Origin of the sequence: Pseudomonas zanjanensis (assembly GCF_014268745.2) — a bacterium.
Lineage (GTDB): Bacteria > Pseudomonadota > Gammaproteobacteria > Pseudomonadales > Pseudomonadaceae > Aquipseudomonas > Aquipseudomonas zanjanensis.
The window spans coordinates 856,580-872,643 of sequence record NZ_JABWRB020000001.1; the positions used below are offsets into that span (position 1 = coordinate 856,580).

The window sequence follows — 16,064 nt, forward strand, 5'->3', positions numbered from 1 at the left end:
GATCGCCCATGTTGGCCATAGTCGTCGCATAATGTCGGCTTAATCGGCCGGCGGCCTAATGTACCTTTTTCAACGGGGCTTTCCATGCGCGTACTGGTCTGCGAAGACGATGAGTTGATTGCCAGCGGGATCGTTGCCGGCCTCACGGCGCAGGGCCTGACCGTCGAGCACGTGGCCACCGCATCGGCGGCGCGGGCGATGGTCGGCGTGGCGGAGTTCGATGTCATGGTGCTGGACCTGGGATTGCCCGATGAGGATGGCCTCAAGCTGCTCAAGCAATTGCGCCAGCAGGGGCTGGAGACGCCGGTGCTGATCCTCACCGCCCGCGACTCGGTGACCGACCGGGTCGACGGCTTGCAGGCCGGCGCCGACGACTATCTGCTCAAGCCCTTCGACCTGCGCGAGCTTGCGGCGCGCCTGCACACGTTGCTGCGGCGCGTGGCGGGGCGTAGCGTCAACCTGATCGAGCACGGTCGCCTGACTTACGACCCCAGCAGTCGGGAAACCACCCTCGACGGCCAGCCGGTGGATCTGTCCCGGCGTGAGCAGTCGCTGTTGCAGGCACTCTTGCACAGTCGCGGCCGGGTGTTGTCCAGCGAGCAACTCAAGGACAGTGTCTACGGGTTCAACGACGAGCTGGAAAGCAACGCCCTCAACGTCCATATCCATCACCTGCGGCGCAAGTTGGGCAACGGCATTGTCGAGACCGTGCGTGGCCTGGGTTATCGCCTGGGGCCGGCCGACGGCGCAGAGTCCTCCAAGTGATAAGCCTGCGACTGCGCCTGAGCCTGACCCTCGGCGCGGCCTTTGCCCTGATCTGGGCCCTGGCCGCGGCGTGGATGCTCAGTGATCTGCGCAACCAGATGATGTTCTCCCTCGACCAGCGCCTGGTGGCCTCGGCGCGGATGGTGGCCGGGTTGCTGGAGCAACTGCCGCCCTTGCCGACCAAGGGTGACGGTACGCATTTCAGCGCCGAGCAACTGAGCATTCCCGGCGGCATGGCCTGCCAGGTCAGCTCTTTGCGCGGCGAGATCCTGGCCCGCAGCCACGGCACCCCGGAACAGGCCCTGGAAGCCGAAAAAATGGGCTTCCACGACCAGATGATCGACGGCGCGCCCTGGCGCAGCTTCACCCTGGCCCGGGGCGACTTGCGCATCACCACCGCCGACCGCCAGATCGAACGGGAAGCCTTGAACATGTCGGTGTTGCTGGCCGCCTCGGTGCCGGTGGGGGTGGCGCTGCTCGGTTGCCTGTGCCTGTTGTGGCTGGGCATCGGCCAGGGCCTGGCACCGCTCAATCGCATGCGCGATGCGCTGATGCGGCGCAATGCCGATTCCCTGGAGCCCTTGCAGATCCATCCGCTGCCCAGCGAGTTGCAGCCGTTGCTGGAAACCCAGAACCAATTGTTCCAGCGCATCGGCAAGGCCATCGAGCGCGAGCGACGACTAACCGGCGACGCCGCTCACGAACTGCGCAGCCCGTTGACCGCCATCAAGACGCACCTGCAAGTGGCGCGCATGACCGAAGGGGTTGCCCGCGACCAGTCCCTGGCCCGGGCCGAAGAGGGCGCCGACCGCTTGCACCGCACCCTTGAACAGTTGCTGTTGCTGGCGCGGGTCGAAGGCAGCCTGTCGTTCGACGATGGCGTGCACTGCAACGCCGAGCAGGTCGCGCGGTTGGCGATCCAGGACTCTGCCGGCTGTGAGTCCCGGCGCATCAAGCTGCACCTGGCCCCAGGGCTGTCCGACGCACCCGTGCAGATGCCGGCGGTGCTCTCCATTGCCGCCTTGCGCAATCTGCTGGATAACGCCCTGCGCCATACCCCGGACGATACCGATGTGGAACTGAGCCTGGAAATGATCGGCCAGCGCGTGCGCTTCCAAGTCCGCGACCATGGCCCCGGCATCGCCGCCGACGACATCCAGCACTTGACCCAGCGCTTCTGGCGCAACGGCCAGAGCACCGGCTGCGGACTGGGGCTGGCGATCGTCCAGGCCATCGTCCAGCGTTGCGGCTGTGGCCTGCATTTCGACAGCCGCCCGGATGGGTTGCGGGTCGAATTGACGATGCCGGTGCAGGCAACCGTTGTTAAGTAGGTGATTGCGTGGCGAGGGAGCTTGCTCCCGCTGGACCGCGAAGCGGGCTCAAATCCGCCGCCGCGGACTACCAGGCTCACTGTGTCCTCTGGCTTTAGGGCTGCTGCGCAGCCCAGCGGGAGCAAGCTCCCTCGCCACAATGAGCCAGGCTAGGTCCCAAGAGCATCGGTAATCTCTCGGCATGGTCGTTGTACATCTGCTGTAACGACCTGCGATTGGCGCGCCCACCTGATCCAGGTCTATGTTTTTTTCAGCTCGACTCAAGGACTGAGGAAAACCGCGCCATGGATACCTTCATTGAAATCTGCACGGCCACGCCCAGCGATGCCGGCATCATCAGCCGGATCGCCGAGCGCTCCATCCGGGTCGGGTGTGCCGCCGAACACCGCAACGATCCCTCTGTCGTGGCCGCCTGGGTGCGCCACAACACTCTCGCGCATATTCGCCCCTGGCTGATCGACCCACGGTTGCGCCTGACCCTGGCACGTTTGCAGGGTCGCCCGGCGGGTGTCGCCATGGCCACGGCCAGTGGCCGGATCGCCTTCTGCTACGTGCAACCGGAATCCTTCCGCCGGGGTGTCGGCCAGGCGCTGGTGGGAGACATCGAGACCTGGCTGCGCGGGCGCGGGGTGGCCCGGGTGCGCCTCAACAGCACCCGTTCCAGCCAGGCCTTCTATCGACACCTGGGCTTCGAGCAAAGCGCCGAGGCCTTTGCCCTTGGCGGGGTCAAGGCCGTCGCGATGCACAAGCCACTGATCGCGCCGACGGCGAAAGTGCTGTCCGAGAGTAAATCCCCCCGTGGCTGATGCGTCTCCACAACAGGAAACCTGCATGTGCGCCCCGACCGGATGCGCACCTGCCCGGTGTGCCGTTTGGGTCACTACCTATTGCGGGGTCGAGAGATGTCAGTCGCCAACAGCCTTATCGAAGCACAGCCGGCGCGGGTCAGCCCCGTGCCGGCCGAGACGCTCTACCAGTTCAATGAGTCGCCGCTGCTGGCTCGCCAGAGTCGGCAGGAGTCCAATGCCCGCAGCTATCCACGGCGGATCCCCCTGGCCCTCAAGCGCGCCAAGGGGTTGTACGTCGAGGACGTCGAAGGCCGCACCTTCATCGATTGCCTGGCCGGTGCCGGCACGCTGGCGCTGGGGCATAACCACCCGGTGGTGATCGAAGCGATCCAGCAGGTGTTGGCCGATGAGTTGCCGTTGCACACCCTGGACCTGACCACGCCGGTCAAGGACCGCTTCGTCCAGGATCTGTTCGGCCTGTTGCCGGCGCCGCTGGCTGCCGAGGCGAAGATCCAATTCTGCGGCCCCACCGGGACCGACGCGGTGGAAGCTGCCCTCAAACTGGTGCGCACCGCCACCGGACGCAGCACCGTGCTGTCGTTCCAGGGCGGTTACCACGGCATGAGCCAGGGCGCATTGAGCCTGATGGGCAGCCTGGGACCGAAGAAACCCTTGGGCGCCTTGCTCAGCAACGGCGTGCAGTTCATGCCGTACCCCTACGATTACCGCTGCCCGTTTGGGCTGGGCGGTGCCGAGGGCGTCAAGGCCAATCTGCATTACCTGGAAAACCTGCTGCACGACCCGGAGGCCGGCGTGCAATTGCCAGCGGCGGTCATCGTCGAGGTGGTGCAGGGTGAGGGCGGGGTCATTCCCGCCGACCTGGACTGGCTGCGCGGCTTGCGGCGAATCACCGAGCAGGCCGGGGTGGCGTTGATCGTCGACGAAATCCAGAGCGGCTTCGGCCGTACCGGCAAAATGTTTGCCTTCGAACATGCCGGGATCATCCCCGACGTGGTCGTGCTGTCCAAGGCCATCGGCGGCAGCCTGCCGCTGGCGGTGGTGGTTTACCGCGATTGGCTCGACACCTGGCTGCCGGGCGCTCACGCCGGCACCTTTCGTGGCAACCAGATGGCCATGGCCGCCGGTTCCGCAGTGATGCGCTACCTGCAAGAGCACGACCTGCCGGCCCATGCCGCGGCCATGGGCGAACGCTTGAGCGAGCACCTGCACATCCTCCAGCGGGACTTCCCGCAACTGGGCGATATCCGCGGTCGCGGGCTGATGCTCGGCGTTGAACTGGTTGATCCGGCGGGTAAGCGGGATGCCCTGGGTCATCCGCCGGTACACGCACAGCTGGCGCCACGCCTGCAACGCGAATGCCTCAAGCGCGGGCTGATCCTGGAACTGGGCGGTCGGCAGGGTAGCGTGGTGCGGTTCCTGCCACCGTTGATCATCACCCGGGCGGAAATCGACCGGGTCGCCGAGATTTTCGGGCGAGCCCTGCAGGCGGCGATCACCGATCGTTAATTTTCACCCGACCCTATACGTTCCTTTCATATCCTGGCTGCGCATGTGACGCAGCGAACCTCGAGCATAGATGGAGAGACACCCATGACTTCAGTATTCGACCGCGAGGACATCGTCTTTCAGGTCGTGGTCAACCACGAAGAACAGTATTCGATCTGGCCAGACTACAAGGCCGTGCCCGAAGGCTGGCGCACCGTTGGCAAGAGCGGGTTCAAGAAGGAATGCCTGGCCTACATCGAAGAAGTCTGGACCGACATGCGCCCGCTGAGCTTGCGCAAGAAGATGGAAGAGCAGGCGGCAGTGCTTAACTAAGCCGATATGGAATGCTCTTTTGTGGGAGCGGGCTTGCTCGCGAAGGCGGTCTGTCAGTTAGCCAATTATTGCCTGACACGCCGCCTTCGCGAGCAAGCCCGCTCCCACATGTTGCGTGTGTTCAAGATTCACCCATCAGAAAATCAATCAACGCCCGTGCCGCCGCTGGCAATTGCCGATGGGGCGGATAGATGATTGAAAACGGTCGGCTGCGCCCGCCAACGTCTTCCAGCAACACCACCAGTTCCCCGCGCTCGATTCGCTCCCGGACGATGAATTCATAGGTCTGGCAGATCCCCATCCCGGCCTGGGCCAGGGACACGATGCCCAATACATCGTCGGACACCTGGACATTGCCCGCCGGCAGCCATTCCCGATCTTGCTGGTTTTCGCGAAATAGCCAAGGTGCGATGCGTCCGCTGCTGGGCATCACGAACGGCAGGCAGGCGTGGGCCGCCAGTTCATCGACGTGCCGGGGCGTTCCGGCGCGTGCCAGGTAGTGCGGCGCGGCCACCAGGCAAAGGCGGGCGTCTTCGAGCTTGCGGCCGACCAGCCCGCTGTCCGGCAATGGCCCGAGGCGGATCGCCAGGTCATACCCCTCGGCCACCAGATCGACATTACGGTTGGTAATGCTCAGCTCGACCCGAACCTGTGGAAAAGCCTGGATGAAACGCGACAGCAGCGACGGCAGGCGGTAATGGCCGTAGGTGGTCGGCACGCTCAGGCGCACGCGACCGCTCAGGACGCCGTCCTGGCCTTGGATTCGCCGCTCCGCATCGTCAATCAGGGCAAAGGCCGAGCGCGATTGTTCCAGGTACAACGTGCCGGCATCGGTCAGGTTCAGCCGCCGGGTCGTACGACGCAACAGTTGCACGCCGAGCCGGGCTTCGAGGCGGGAGATGGCGCGGCTCAGGACCGAAGGCGTGGTTCCCAGCGCCACGGCGCCAGCGCTGAGAGTGCCTTTTTCCACGACCGTGACGAAGGCTTCCACGTCGGCCAGATGATCGAATCGACGGGGCATTGTTGCCTCCAGGGGCCAGGTGATGTTCCGGGCAGCCAGTTTATCGCCGCTAAGCGCATCAATACAGTGAGCGCATCTTTTATCGAAGCGTCCTGGAGTCATCATGAAAAAAATCACTACCTTGGCAACGTCTGTCGTTCTGGCAGGCATCAGCGTCGCGGCCCATGCCGATAACGTGCTGGTGGTCCTGTCGGACGCCGATCATCTGGACCTGAAAAATGGCCAGGTCTTCTCCACCGGGTTCTACCTCAACGAATTGCTGCAACCGGTGAAACTCTTGCTGGAGGCGGGTCACCAGGTGACGTTCGCAACGCCCGAGGGCAAGGCGCCGACGCTGGACCGTTCCTCGGTGGACAAAATGTATTTCAACAATGACTCGGCGGAGCTGGAGCGCTACCAGGCGTTGTTGGGGCAGTTGAAGATCACGTCGGCCAAGGACTCACCGGTGATCAGCCTGGCCCGTGTCGAGCAGATCGGCCTGGACCGGTTCGATGCCCTGTACATCCCAGGCGGGCATGCACCGATGCAGGATTTGCTCACGAGCGCGCCGTTGGGGCGGGTGCTGACGCATTTTCATGACCAGGGCAAGACCACCGCGCTGGTCTGCCATGGCCCGATCGCGTTGCTGTCGACCATCACCGATGCCCAGGGCTTCGTTGGCCAGTTGGCAGCCAAAGGCCAAGCCTCGGCCAAGGCCGGCTGGATCTATGCCGGGTACAAGATGACGGTGATCAGCAATCAGGAGGAAGAATTGGCCAAGGGGCTGCTAGGTGGCGGGAGCATGAAGTTCTATCCGCAGAATGCGTTGGAGCAGGCGGGCGGCCAATACAGCAGCAACACATCACCCTGGACGTCCCATGTGGTCATGGATCGTGAGTTGATCACCGGCCAGAACCCGGCGTCGGCGCTGGAAGTGGGGAAGGTGTTGGTCAAGCGGTTGAAACATTGATCCACCAAACACCGCAACCCCTGTGGGAGCGGGCTTGCTCGCGAAGACGGCGGAGCAGTCAACATTGATGTTGCCTGACACACCGCTTTCGCGAGCAAGCCCGCTCCCACAGGTTTTATGGTGTACCTGAGGATTACTTGAACCTCCGCTCCACCCCTTTCTCCACCAGGATCTTCGCCGAAATCTCTTCCACGGAAAAATGCGTGGAGTTGATATGGGGAATGTTCTCCCGCCGGAACAGGTTTTCCACCTCGCGCACTTCGAATTCGCACTGGGCGTAGCTTGAATAACGACTGTTGGGCTTGCGCTCGTTGCGGATCGCGGTGAGGCGGTCCGGGTCGATGGTCAGGCCGAACAGCTTGTGCTGGTGGGCGCGCAGGGCGCTGGGCAGTTGCAGGCGCTCCATGTCGTCTTCGGTCAGCGGATAGTTGGCCGCGCGGATGCCAAATTGCATCGCCATGTACAGGCACGTCGGTGTCTTACCACAACGCGACACACCCACTAGGATCAGGTCGGCCTTGTCGTAATAATGCGTGCGGGCGCCGTCATCGTTGTCCAGCGCGAAGTTGACCGCCTCGATCCGCTCCATGTAGTTGGAGTTGTGGCCGATGGAATGGGACTTGCCGACCGAGTAGGAAGAATGCTCGCTCAGTTCCTGTTCCAGGGGCGCCAGGAAGGTGGAAAAAATATCGATCATGAAACCATTGGACGTTGCGAGAATCTCACGGATGTCCTGATTGACGATGGTATCGAAGATGATCGGGCGGAAACCGTCGGTTTCGGCGGCTTTATTGATTTGCTGTACCATGGCCCGCGCCTTGTCGACGCTGTCGATGTACGGACGTATGAATTTGGCGAAGGTAATGTTTTCGAACTGTGCCAACAGGCTTTGGCCTAGCGTTTCGGCCGTGATGCCGGTGCCGTCGGAGATAAAGAAAGCAGATCGTTTCATTTGCGCCTTGGGCCTTAAGCTAGTGAGCTAGTGACGATTCTTGGATATGATAGGCGCGATTTGCCGGCCACCATTGGCCCGCATTCTCACTTATTTTCCAGGTCCAGGCCATATCGCCGGCAAGCGCTCCCCTGGAGCCGCCGGTGCCTTGAGCTTTTCCAACACAGTTAGTGGAGAGATCACCTTGGTAGAGTACGTAGTTTCCCTCGATAAGCTCGGCGTCCATGATGTGGAGCATGTGGGGGGCAAGAACGCATCCCTGGGCGAGATGATCAGCAACCTCGCCGGTGCCGGCGTATCGGTGCCAGGTGGCTTCGCCACGACCGCCCAGGCTTATCGTGATTTCCTGGAACTGAGCGGCCTGAACAAGCAGATCCACGATGCGCTCGATGCCCTGGACGTCGACGACGTCAATGCCCTGGCCAAGACCGGTGCCCAGATCCGCCAATGGATCATGGAAGCCGAGTTCCCCGAGAAACTGAACGCCGAGATCCGCACCGCTTTCGCCAAGCTGTCCGAAGGCAATCCCGACATCGCCGTCGCCGTGCGTTCCTCGGCCACCGCCGAAGACCTCCCGGATGCCTCCTTCGCCGGCCAGCAGGAAACCTTCCTGAACATCCGTGGCGTGGAAAACGTCATCCGCGCCGCCAAGGAAGTCTTCGCCTCCCTTTTCAACGACCGTGCCATTTCCTACCGCGTGCACCAGGGCTTCGACCACAAATTGGTCGCCCTCTCCGCGGGTGTGCAGCGCATGGTCCGCTCCGAAACCGGCACCGCCGGCGTGATGTTCACCCTCGACACCGAGTCGGGCTTCCGTGACGTGGTGTTCATCACCGGCGCCTACGGCCTGGGTGAAACCGTCGTGCAAGGCGCGGTGAACCCGGATGAGTTCTACGTTCACAAAGGCACGCTGCAAGCCGGTCGCCCGGCCATCCTGCGCCGCAACCTGGGCAGCAAGGCCATCAAGATGATCTACGGCGACGAAGCCAAGGCCGGTCGCTCGGTGAAGACCGTCGACGTGGACAAGGCCGAGCGCGCGCGTTTCTGCCTGACCGACGCTGAAGTCAGCGAGCTGGCCAAGCAGGCGATGATCATCGAGCAGCACTACAAGTGCCCGATGGACATCGAGTGGGCCAAGGACGGTGACGACGGCAAGCTGTACATCGTGCAGGCCCGTCCGGAAACCGTGAAGAGCCGCACCCAGGCCAACGTCATGGAGCGCTACCTGCTCAAGGAAACCGGCACCGTGCTGGTGGAAGGCCGGGCCATCGGCCAACGCATCGGCGCGGGCAAGGTGCGGATCATCAAGGACGTCTCGGAGATGGACAAGGTCCAGGCCGGCGACGTATTGGTATCCGACATGACCGACCCGGACTGGGAACCGGTGATGAAGCGCGCCAGTGCCATCGTCACCAACCGCGGCGGGCGTACCTGCCACGCGGCGATCATCGCCCGTGAACTGGGAATCCCGGCAGTGGTCGGTTGCGGCAACGCCACCCAACTGCTCAAGGACGGCCAGGGCGTGACTGTTTCCTGCGCCGAAGGCGACACCGGCTACATCTTCGAGGGCGAACTGGGCTTCGACATCAAGAAGAACTCCGTGGACGCCATGCCGGAGCTGCCGTTCAAGATCATGATGAACGTCGGCAATCCGGATCGTGCCTTCGACTTCGCGCAATTGCCGAACGCCGGCGTGGGCCTGGCCCGCCTGGAGTTCATCATCAACCGCATGATCGGCGTGCACCCCAAGGCACTGCTAAACTACGACGGCCTGCCCCAGGACATCAAGGACAGCGTCGACAAGCGCATTGCCGGCTACGACGATCCGGTCGGTTTCTACGTCGAGAAGCTGGTGGAAGGCATCAGCACCCTGGCGGCGGCGTTCTGGCCGAAAAAAGTCATCGTGCGCCTGTCGGACTTCAAGTCCAACGAATACGCCAACCTGATCGGCGGCAAGCTCTACGAGCCGGAAGAAGAGAACCCGATGCTGGGCTTCCGGGGTGCGTCGCGCTACATCAGCGAATCGTTCCGCGATTGCTTTGAACTCGAATGCCGCGCCCTCAAGCGCGTGCGCAACGAGATGGGCCTGACCAACGTCGAGATCATGGTGCCGTTCGTGCGGACCCTCGGTGAAGCGAGCCAGGTGGTTGACCTGCTGGCGGAAAACGGCCTGGCCCGTGGCGACAATGGCCTGCGCGTGATCATGATGTGCGAGCTGCCGTCCAACGCCATCCTGGCTGAAGAATTCCTTGAGTTCTTCGACGGTTTCTCCATCGGTTCCAACGACCTGACCCAGCTGACCCTGGGCCTGGACCGCGATTCCGGGATCATCGCCCACCTGTTCGACGAGCGGAACCCGGCGGTCAAGAAGCTGCTGGCCAATGCCATTGCCGCCTGCAACAAGGCCGGCAAGTACATCGGCATCTGCGGCCAGGGCCCTTCGGACCACCCGGACCTGGCCAAATGGCTGATGGAGCAGGGCATCGAAAGCGTTTCGTTGAACCCGGACTCCGTGTTGGAAACCTGGTTCTTCCTGGCCGAGGGGCAGGCTGCGGTCTGATCGAGTGAAGGGGCCTGATCGACTAAAGCCCGTCAGTTAGTCGCAGAACCTGTGGGAGCGGGCTTGCTCGCGAAAGCGGTGCGTCAGACAACATCCATGTTGACTGTTCCGCCGTCTTCGCGAGCAAGCCCGCTCCCACAGGGGGCTCAACTGATGGGCATTATCCGGGCCCCTTTTGATTGAAGTAGGGCGGGCTCCACAAGGAAGCCGCCCTTTTTTGTGCAAGAAGATTATGCAAAGCAGCAGCAACCTCTTTCCTGTCGCCCTGATCAGCGCCGAGCGGCGCGGTGATCTGAGCGAAGACGTCTATCGCTTGAAACCCGGCAACAGCCCGGACGCCAGCGTCGAACTGGCCGTCACCCGGCTGGGCATGGCTGATCCCGGCGAAACCCGTGGTGTCCCGGTGATTTTGTTGCACGGCAGTTTTTCCAACCGGCGTTTCTGGTATTCGCCCAAAGGCCTCGGCCTGGGCGCGTACCTGACGCGCCTGGGATTCGATGTCTGGATCCCCGAAATGCGCGGCCATGGCTTATCCCAGCGTAACCAGGGTTATCGCCACAATCGGGTGGCTGACTACGCCCGTTACGACCTGCCGGCCATCGGCGCCTTCGTGCGTGAGCAGAGTGGGCAAGTGCCTCACTGGATCGGTCATTCCCTGGGGGGCATCACCCTGGCGGCAGCCTTGGGCGGCCACTACCTGGGCGAGCCCGCGGTGGCATCCGCGGCGTTTTTCGGCACCCAGGTCAGCCGCACCTACTGGCCGCTGAAGATTCCGCCGGTGGAATGGAGCGGCCGCTTCATCCTCAAGCGCTTTGCCCAGTTGTCCGGTTCAAGGCTCAAGCGCGGCCCCGAGGACGAGCCCATTGGCCTGGCCCTGGAAAGCATGCGCTGGTACGGCCTGTTCGGGCGTTTCGGCGATGCCGAGAAGAACTGGTGGGCCGGTTTGGCCGATGTTCAGTTGCCGGTGCTGGCGGTGAGTGCCGCGGGCGATCACCAGGACCCGACTTGGGCGTGCCGCAAACTCTTCGATCAGATCGGTTCCACGCACAAGCAGTTTGTCTGCCTGGGTCGAGGACAGGGTTTCACTGACGATTTCGGTCACGTCGAGATGCTGGTCAGCAAGGCCGCCCACCTTGAGGTCTGGCCGTTGGTGGCGCGCTGGCTCGAGGATCAGCAGGCGCCCTTGCTGGGTGAACAGCCCCAGTTGGCCGAGGCGGTTTGAGGCGAAGGCTCTGACAAGGGCATTTCGCTCTGGTCTGCTTGCGGCTAAGATATGACGCTTCAAGCGGTTCCGGTCACAAACGGTTGCCATTCAATCTGACGTTCCAGCCTTTCAGGAGTTGTTCGATGAACCATTACCTCACGCCCGACCTGTGCGACGCCTACCCGGAACTGGTGCAGGTGTTGGAGCCGATGTTCAGCAATTTCGGTGGCCGCGATTCCTTCGGCGGCGAAATCGTGACCATCAAGTGCTTCGAGGACAACTCGCGGGTCAAGGAGCAGGTTGAACTCGATGGCAAGGGTAAAGTGCTGGTTGTGGATGGCGGCGGGTCGCTGCGCCGGGCCCTGCTGGGTGACATGTTGGCCGAGAAAGCGGCTAAGAATGGCTGGGAAGGCCTGGTGATCTACGGCTGCATCCGCGACGTCGACGTCATCGCCCAGACCGACCTCGGGGTCCAGGCCCTGGCCAGCCATCCGATGAAGACCGACCGGCGTGGTGTCGGCGAGCTCAATATAGCAGTGACCTTTGCCGGCGTGACGTTCCGCCCGGGCGAGTATGTCTATGCCGACAACAATGGCGTGATCGTTTCGCCAAGCCCACTGAAGATGCCTGAATAAAGTACCGCAGCCATAAGGGATGAGGATGTTCGAGGAAGAAAACGCGCAATGGGGGCTGGTGCATGCCCTGGTGCTGGACGGTAAAGGCGGCGCGCGTTCCATAGCCCGGACCGAACTCGACGATTTGCAGCTGCTGCCCCACGAAAGCCTATGGCTGCACTGGGATCGCAGTCATCCGCAAACCCACACCTGGCTGCGCAAATCCAGCGGCCTGAGCGAATTCAACTGCGACCTGCTGCTGGAAGAAAACACCCGGCCGCGGTTGTTGCCGTTGCCCAACGCCGAACTGCTGCTGTTCCTGCGGGGGATCAACCTCAACCCGGGCGCCGAGCCTGAAGACATGGTCTCGGTACGGATCTTCGCGTCCGCCCAGCGGGTGATCTCCCTGCGTCTGCGACCGTTGCGCGCCACCGATGAACTGTTGGCGCAACTGGCCGAGGGCAAGGGGCCCGAGAACGCTTCCGAACTTATCCTTTATATGGCGCAATACCTCACCGACAAGGTGCAGGACCTGGTCACTTGCCTCTCGGAAATCGTCGATGGCGAGGAAGAAAAACTCGACGCCGACGAACGGTATGCTCCCGAGCATGACGCCATTTTGCACATCCGTCGAAGGGCTGCCGGACTCAAGCGATTCCTGGCGCCACAGCGAGATATCTTCGGCCAGATGTCGAGGATCAAGTTGCCCTGGTTCGTCGAGGACGATGGCGACTATTGGAACGAATTGAACAACAGCCTGACCCGTTATCTCGAAGAGCTGGAATTGACCCGAGAGCGCGTGGGGCTTGTGCTGGAGGCCGAAGACCGGCGCCTGTCGGTGCGCATGAACCGCACCATGTACCGCTTCGGCATCATCACCGGGATTTTCCTGCCGATGAGTTTTCTCACCGGCCTTTTAGGTATCAACGTCGGTGGCATTCCGTTTTCCGAAAGCCCCTACGGTTTCATGGTCGCGTGCCTGCTGATGATCTGCGTCGCGACGGGGCAGTGGTGGTTGTTCCGCCGTTTGCGCTGGGTGTGATGGGGTTTCATGTGACCCGACGAAATGTGATCGCGTCTTCCACAGACATCACGAGAGGTGCGTATGCACGATCCGTTTGAACAGTCTTTGCGCGACATGCTCAAGGCTTCGCCGTCCAGCCGGGACGACGACGCATGCTTGGGGCGTGTACTGAAAACCGCCAACCGCCAGGTTGGCGCGGGGGATCTGTTCAGCCTGCTGGGCCGCTGGTTGCCCGCGCTGATGATCGCCCTGAATAATGGATCGGCCCATGTCTCGCCGGTTTCCCGCCGTAAACCTGTTACTCGCACCGCTGATAAGGCTGATTGAATATGGAACTTGATCTCTGGACCCAGAGCCTCGTCACGGCAATGACTGCGTTGTGGACCAAGGTAGCTAACTTCATCCCGAACCTCTTCGGCGCGCTGGTGGTGCTGTTGCTGGGTTTTGTCGTGGCCAAGTTGCTGGACACGCTGCTGTCCAAGCTGCTCGCCAAGCTGGGTCTCGATCGCCTGATGGGCGGCACCGGCCTGACCAAGCTGCTGTCCCGTGGCGGCATCCAAGTGCCGATCTCGACCCTGGTCGGCAAGATCGTGTACTGGTTCGTATTGCTGATTTTCCTGGTTTCCGCAGCAGAATCCCTTGGCCTTGAGCGAGTTTCGGCTACGCTCGATATGCTCGCATTGTATTTGCCGAAGGTTTTTGGTGCCGCGCTGGTATTGCTGGTCGGTGTCCTGCTGGCGCAACTGGCCAATGGGCTGGTGCGCGGTGCGGCCGAAGGCGTCGGGCTGGATTACGCCGCTGGCGTGGGGCGTATCGCCCAGGGGCTGGTGATTATCATCAGTATTTCGGTGGCGATCAGCCAGTTGGAGGTCAAGACTGACCTGCTCAACCATGTGATCGTGATTGTATTGATAACCGTTGGTCTGGCGGTTGCGCTGGCAATGGGATTGGGAAGCCGGGAGATCGCCGGTCAGATTCTTGCGGGAATCTATGTGCGTGAATTGTATGAGGTTGGGCAACAAGTGCGTGTTGGCGAGGTCGAAGGCCAGATCGAAGAGATCGGCACGGTGAAAACCACATTGCTGACCGAGGAGGGCGAGTTGGTGTCGCTTTCCAATCGGATCTTGCTGGAACAGCATGTGAGTAGCCGCTAACCCGGCAAATCCTGCTAATGTATGCCGCCGCGAAATGCCTGCTAGCCCAGGCTCCGGCGCACATTGACCTAGACTGTCGGCCCGACTTGTTTTGAACAAACCCCAATCGCTATCCACGCGCTACGACCCCCGTGATCTCTCCGATGAGGAGTTGGTCGCGCGCGCGCATACGGAGCTGTTTCACGTAACACGCGCCTATGAAGAGTTGATGCGTCGTTACCAGAGAACTTTATTTAACGTTTGTGCGCGCTATCTCGGGAACGATCGTGATGCTGACGATGTCTGTCAGGAGGTGATGTTGAAGGTGCTGTATGGCCTGAAGAACTTCGAGGGGAAATCGAAGTTCAAGACATGGCTTTATAGCATCACGTACAACGAATGCATCACGCAGTATCGCAAGGAACGGCGAAAGCGTCGCTTGATGGACGCGTTGAGCCTGGACCCTCTCGAGGAAGCGTCGGAAGATAAGGCGCCCAAGCCCGAGGAAAAGGGTGGACTCGATCGCTGGCTGGTCTATGTAAACCCGATCGACCGGGAAATTCTGGTGCTACGATTTGTCGCAGAGCTGGAATTCCAGGAGATCGCAGACATAATGCATATGGGTTTGAGCGCGACAAAAATGCGTTACAAGCGCGCTCTTGACAAATTGCGTGAGAAATTTGCAGGCATTGCTGAAACTTAGTTCGGCGCAAATATCTCTTACGTGTAGGCAAGTTCTGATAGACTTGCCGCCGAGTTGTCCCCCGGTTTGCGGGACTGCTTCACAATCACCAGATGGGGATTTAACGGATGAAACTGAAAAACACCTTGGGCTTTGCCATTGGTTCTTTGATTGCTGCCACTTCGTTCGGCGCTCTGGCACAAGGCCAAGGCGCAGTTGAAATCGAAGGCTTCGCCAAGAAAGAAATGTTCGACAGCGCTCGTGATTTCAAGAACAACGGCAACCTGTTCGGCGGTTCGGTTGGTTACTTCCTGACCGACGACGTTGAACTGCGTCTGGCCTACGACGAAGTGCACAACGCACGTACCGAAGACGGCACTAACGTTAAGGGCGCGAACACCGCTCTGGACGCTCTGTACCACTTCAACAACCCAGGCGACATGCTGCGTCCTTATGTTTCGGCCGGTTTCTCCGACCAGAGCATCGACCAGAATGGCAGCAACGGTCGTAACCGTTCTACCTTCGCCAACGTTGGTGGCGGCGCCAAGCTGTATTTCACTGACAACTTCTACGCCCGTGCTGGCGTTGAAGCTCAGTACAACATCGACCAGGGCGACACCGAGTGGGCGCCTAGCGTTGGTATCGGTGTGAACTTCGGTGGCGGCTCCAAGCCAGCTGCTGCTCCAGTTCCAGCACCTGCTGAAGTCTGCTCCGACAGCGACAACGATGGCGTGTGCGACAACGTCGACAAGTGCCCTGACACCCCAGCCAACGTAACTGTTGACGCTGATGGCTGCCCAGCTGTTGCTGAAGTCGTTCGTGTTGAGCTGGACGTCAAGTTCGACTTCGACAAGTCGGTCGTTAAAGAAAACAGCTACGGCGACATCAAGAACCTGGCTGATTTCATGAAGCAGTACCCAGCTACCAGCACTACTGTTGAAGGTCACACTGACTCCGTCGGTCCTGACGCTTACAACCAGAAGCTGTCTGAGCGTCGTGCAAACGCCGTTAAGAACGTTCTGACCAACCAGTACGGTGTTGAATCGTCCCGCGTTCAGTCTGTTGGCTACGGCGAATCCCGCCCAGTTGCCGACAACGCCACTGACGCTGGTCGTGCAGTTAACCGTCGCGTAGAAGCGCAGGTTGAAGCTCAAGCTAAGTAATTAGCCCACAGCTTTGGAAAAACCCGGCCTCGGCCGGGT

General features: G+C 61.3%; 16 protein-coding genes. 14 read left to right on the forward strand and 2 right to left on the reverse strand.

Annotation, left to right across the window (positions count from 1 at the left end; translation table 11 throughout):
• Positions 1–84 precede the first annotated feature (84 nt).
• The 5 genes from HU715_RS03950 (at position 85) to HU715_RS03970 (ending at position 4,723) form a co-directional block, all read left to right on the forward strand.
• Entirely contained in the window at positions 85–765 is a 681-nt protein-coding gene (locus tag HU715_RS03950; RefSeq protein ID WP_186705314.1) for a response regulator, read from the forward strand.
• The gene (locus tag HU715_RS03955) at positions 762–2,096 is read left to right on the forward strand and encodes an ATP-binding protein (RefSeq protein WP_186705313.1); all 1,335 of its coding nucleotides are present in this window, start codon (positions 762–764) and stop codon (positions 2,094–2,096) included. The genes HU715_RS03950 and HU715_RS03955 overlap by 4 nt, the downstream gene beginning before the upstream one ends.
• 284 nt (positions 2,097–2,380) lie before the next feature.
• Positions 2,381–2,902 carry a GNAT family N-acetyltransferase gene (locus tag HU715_RS03960; RefSeq protein ID WP_186705312.1) on the forward strand — a complete coding sequence of 174 codons (522 nt, stop codon included), beginning with the start codon at positions 2,381–2,383 and terminating at the stop codon, positions 2,900–2,902.
• Positions 2,903–2,998: 96 nt separating this feature from the next.
• Entirely contained in the window at positions 2,999–4,411 is a 1,413-nt protein-coding gene (locus HU715_RS03965) for an aspartate aminotransferase family protein (protein WP_186705311.1), read from the forward strand.
• Positions 4,412–4,495: 84 nt separating this feature from the next.
• Entirely contained in the window at positions 4,496–4,723 is a 228-nt protein-coding gene (locus HU715_RS03970) for an MbtH family protein (RefSeq protein WP_018605637.1), read from the forward strand.
• A gap of 121 nt (positions 4,724–4,844) precedes the next feature.
• Here the strand turns inward: HU715_RS03970 and HU715_RS03975 are convergent, their stop codons facing one another.
• The gene (locus HU715_RS03975) at positions 4,845–5,744 is read right to left on the reverse strand and encodes a LysR family transcriptional regulator (protein WP_186705310.1); all 900 of its coding nucleotides are present in this window, start codon (positions 5,742–5,744) and stop codon (positions 4,845–4,847) included.
• A gap of 103 nt (positions 5,745–5,847) precedes the next feature.
• Here HU715_RS03975 and HU715_RS03980 point away from each other — a divergent pair, with 103 nt between their 5' ends.
• Positions 5,848–6,693, forward strand: a complete 846-nt coding sequence (locus HU715_RS03980) for a type 1 glutamine amidotransferase domain-containing protein (protein ID WP_186705309.1) — start codon at positions 5,848–5,850, stop codon at positions 6,691–6,693.
• Between the two features lie 133 nt (positions 6,694–6,826).
• Here the strand turns inward: HU715_RS03980 and ppsR are convergent, their stop codons facing one another.
• Entirely contained in the window at positions 6,827–7,645 is an 819-nt protein-coding gene (ppsR, locus tag HU715_RS03985) for a posphoenolpyruvate synthetase regulatory kinase/phosphorylase PpsR (RefSeq protein ID WP_003199510.1), read from the reverse strand.
• Positions 7,646–7,829: 184 nt separating this feature from the next.
• Between ppsR and ppsA the strand changes: the two genes are divergently transcribed.
• The 8 genes from ppsA (at position 7,830) to HU715_RS04025 (ending at position 16,025) form a co-directional block, all read left to right on the forward strand.
• A complete protein-coding gene (gene ppsA / locus HU715_RS03990) occupies positions 7,830–10,205 on the forward strand; it encodes a phosphoenolpyruvate synthase (RefSeq protein ID WP_186705308.1) in 2,376 nt (791 codons plus the stop codon).
• A 232-nt stretch (positions 10,206–10,437) separates the two neighbouring features.
• Complete coding sequence (locus HU715_RS03995; RefSeq protein ID WP_186705307.1) at positions 10,438–11,427, forward strand: alpha/beta fold hydrolase; 990 nt, start codon at positions 10,438–10,440, stop codon at positions 11,425–11,427.
• Between the two features lie 125 nt (positions 11,428–11,552).
• Positions 11,553–12,044, forward strand: a complete 492-nt coding sequence (rraA, locus tag HU715_RS04000; protein WP_186705306.1) for a ribonuclease E activity regulator RraA — start codon at positions 11,553–11,555, stop codon at positions 12,042–12,044.
• Positions 12,045–12,069: 25 nt separating this feature from the next.
• Entirely contained in the window at positions 12,070–13,065 is a 996-nt protein-coding gene (cmaX, locus tag HU715_RS04005) for a divalent cation transporter CmaX (RefSeq protein ID WP_186705305.1), read from the forward strand.
• A gap of 63 nt (positions 13,066–13,128) precedes the next feature.
• A complete protein-coding gene (locus HU715_RS04010; RefSeq protein WP_014337331.1) occupies positions 13,129–13,374 on the forward strand; it encodes a hypothetical protein in 246 nt (81 codons plus the stop codon).
• A 2-nt stretch (positions 13,375–13,376) separates the two neighbouring features.
• Positions 13,377–14,201, forward strand: a complete 825-nt coding sequence (locus HU715_RS04015) for a mechanosensitive ion channel family protein (protein ID WP_003199523.1) — start codon at positions 13,377–13,379, stop codon at positions 14,199–14,201.
• A gap of 91 nt (positions 14,202–14,292) precedes the next feature.
• Positions 14,293–14,883: an RNA polymerase sigma factor SigX gene (sigX, locus tag HU715_RS04020; protein ID WP_003183614.1), complete on the forward strand. Its 591-nt coding sequence runs from the start codon at positions 14,293–14,295 to the stop codon at positions 14,881–14,883.
• A gap of 107 nt (positions 14,884–14,990) precedes the next feature.
• A complete protein-coding gene (locus HU715_RS04025; protein ID WP_186705304.1) occupies positions 14,991–16,025 on the forward strand; it encodes an OmpA family protein in 1,035 nt (344 codons plus the stop codon).
• The last annotated feature ends 39 nt before the right edge of the window (positions 16,026–16,064 follow it).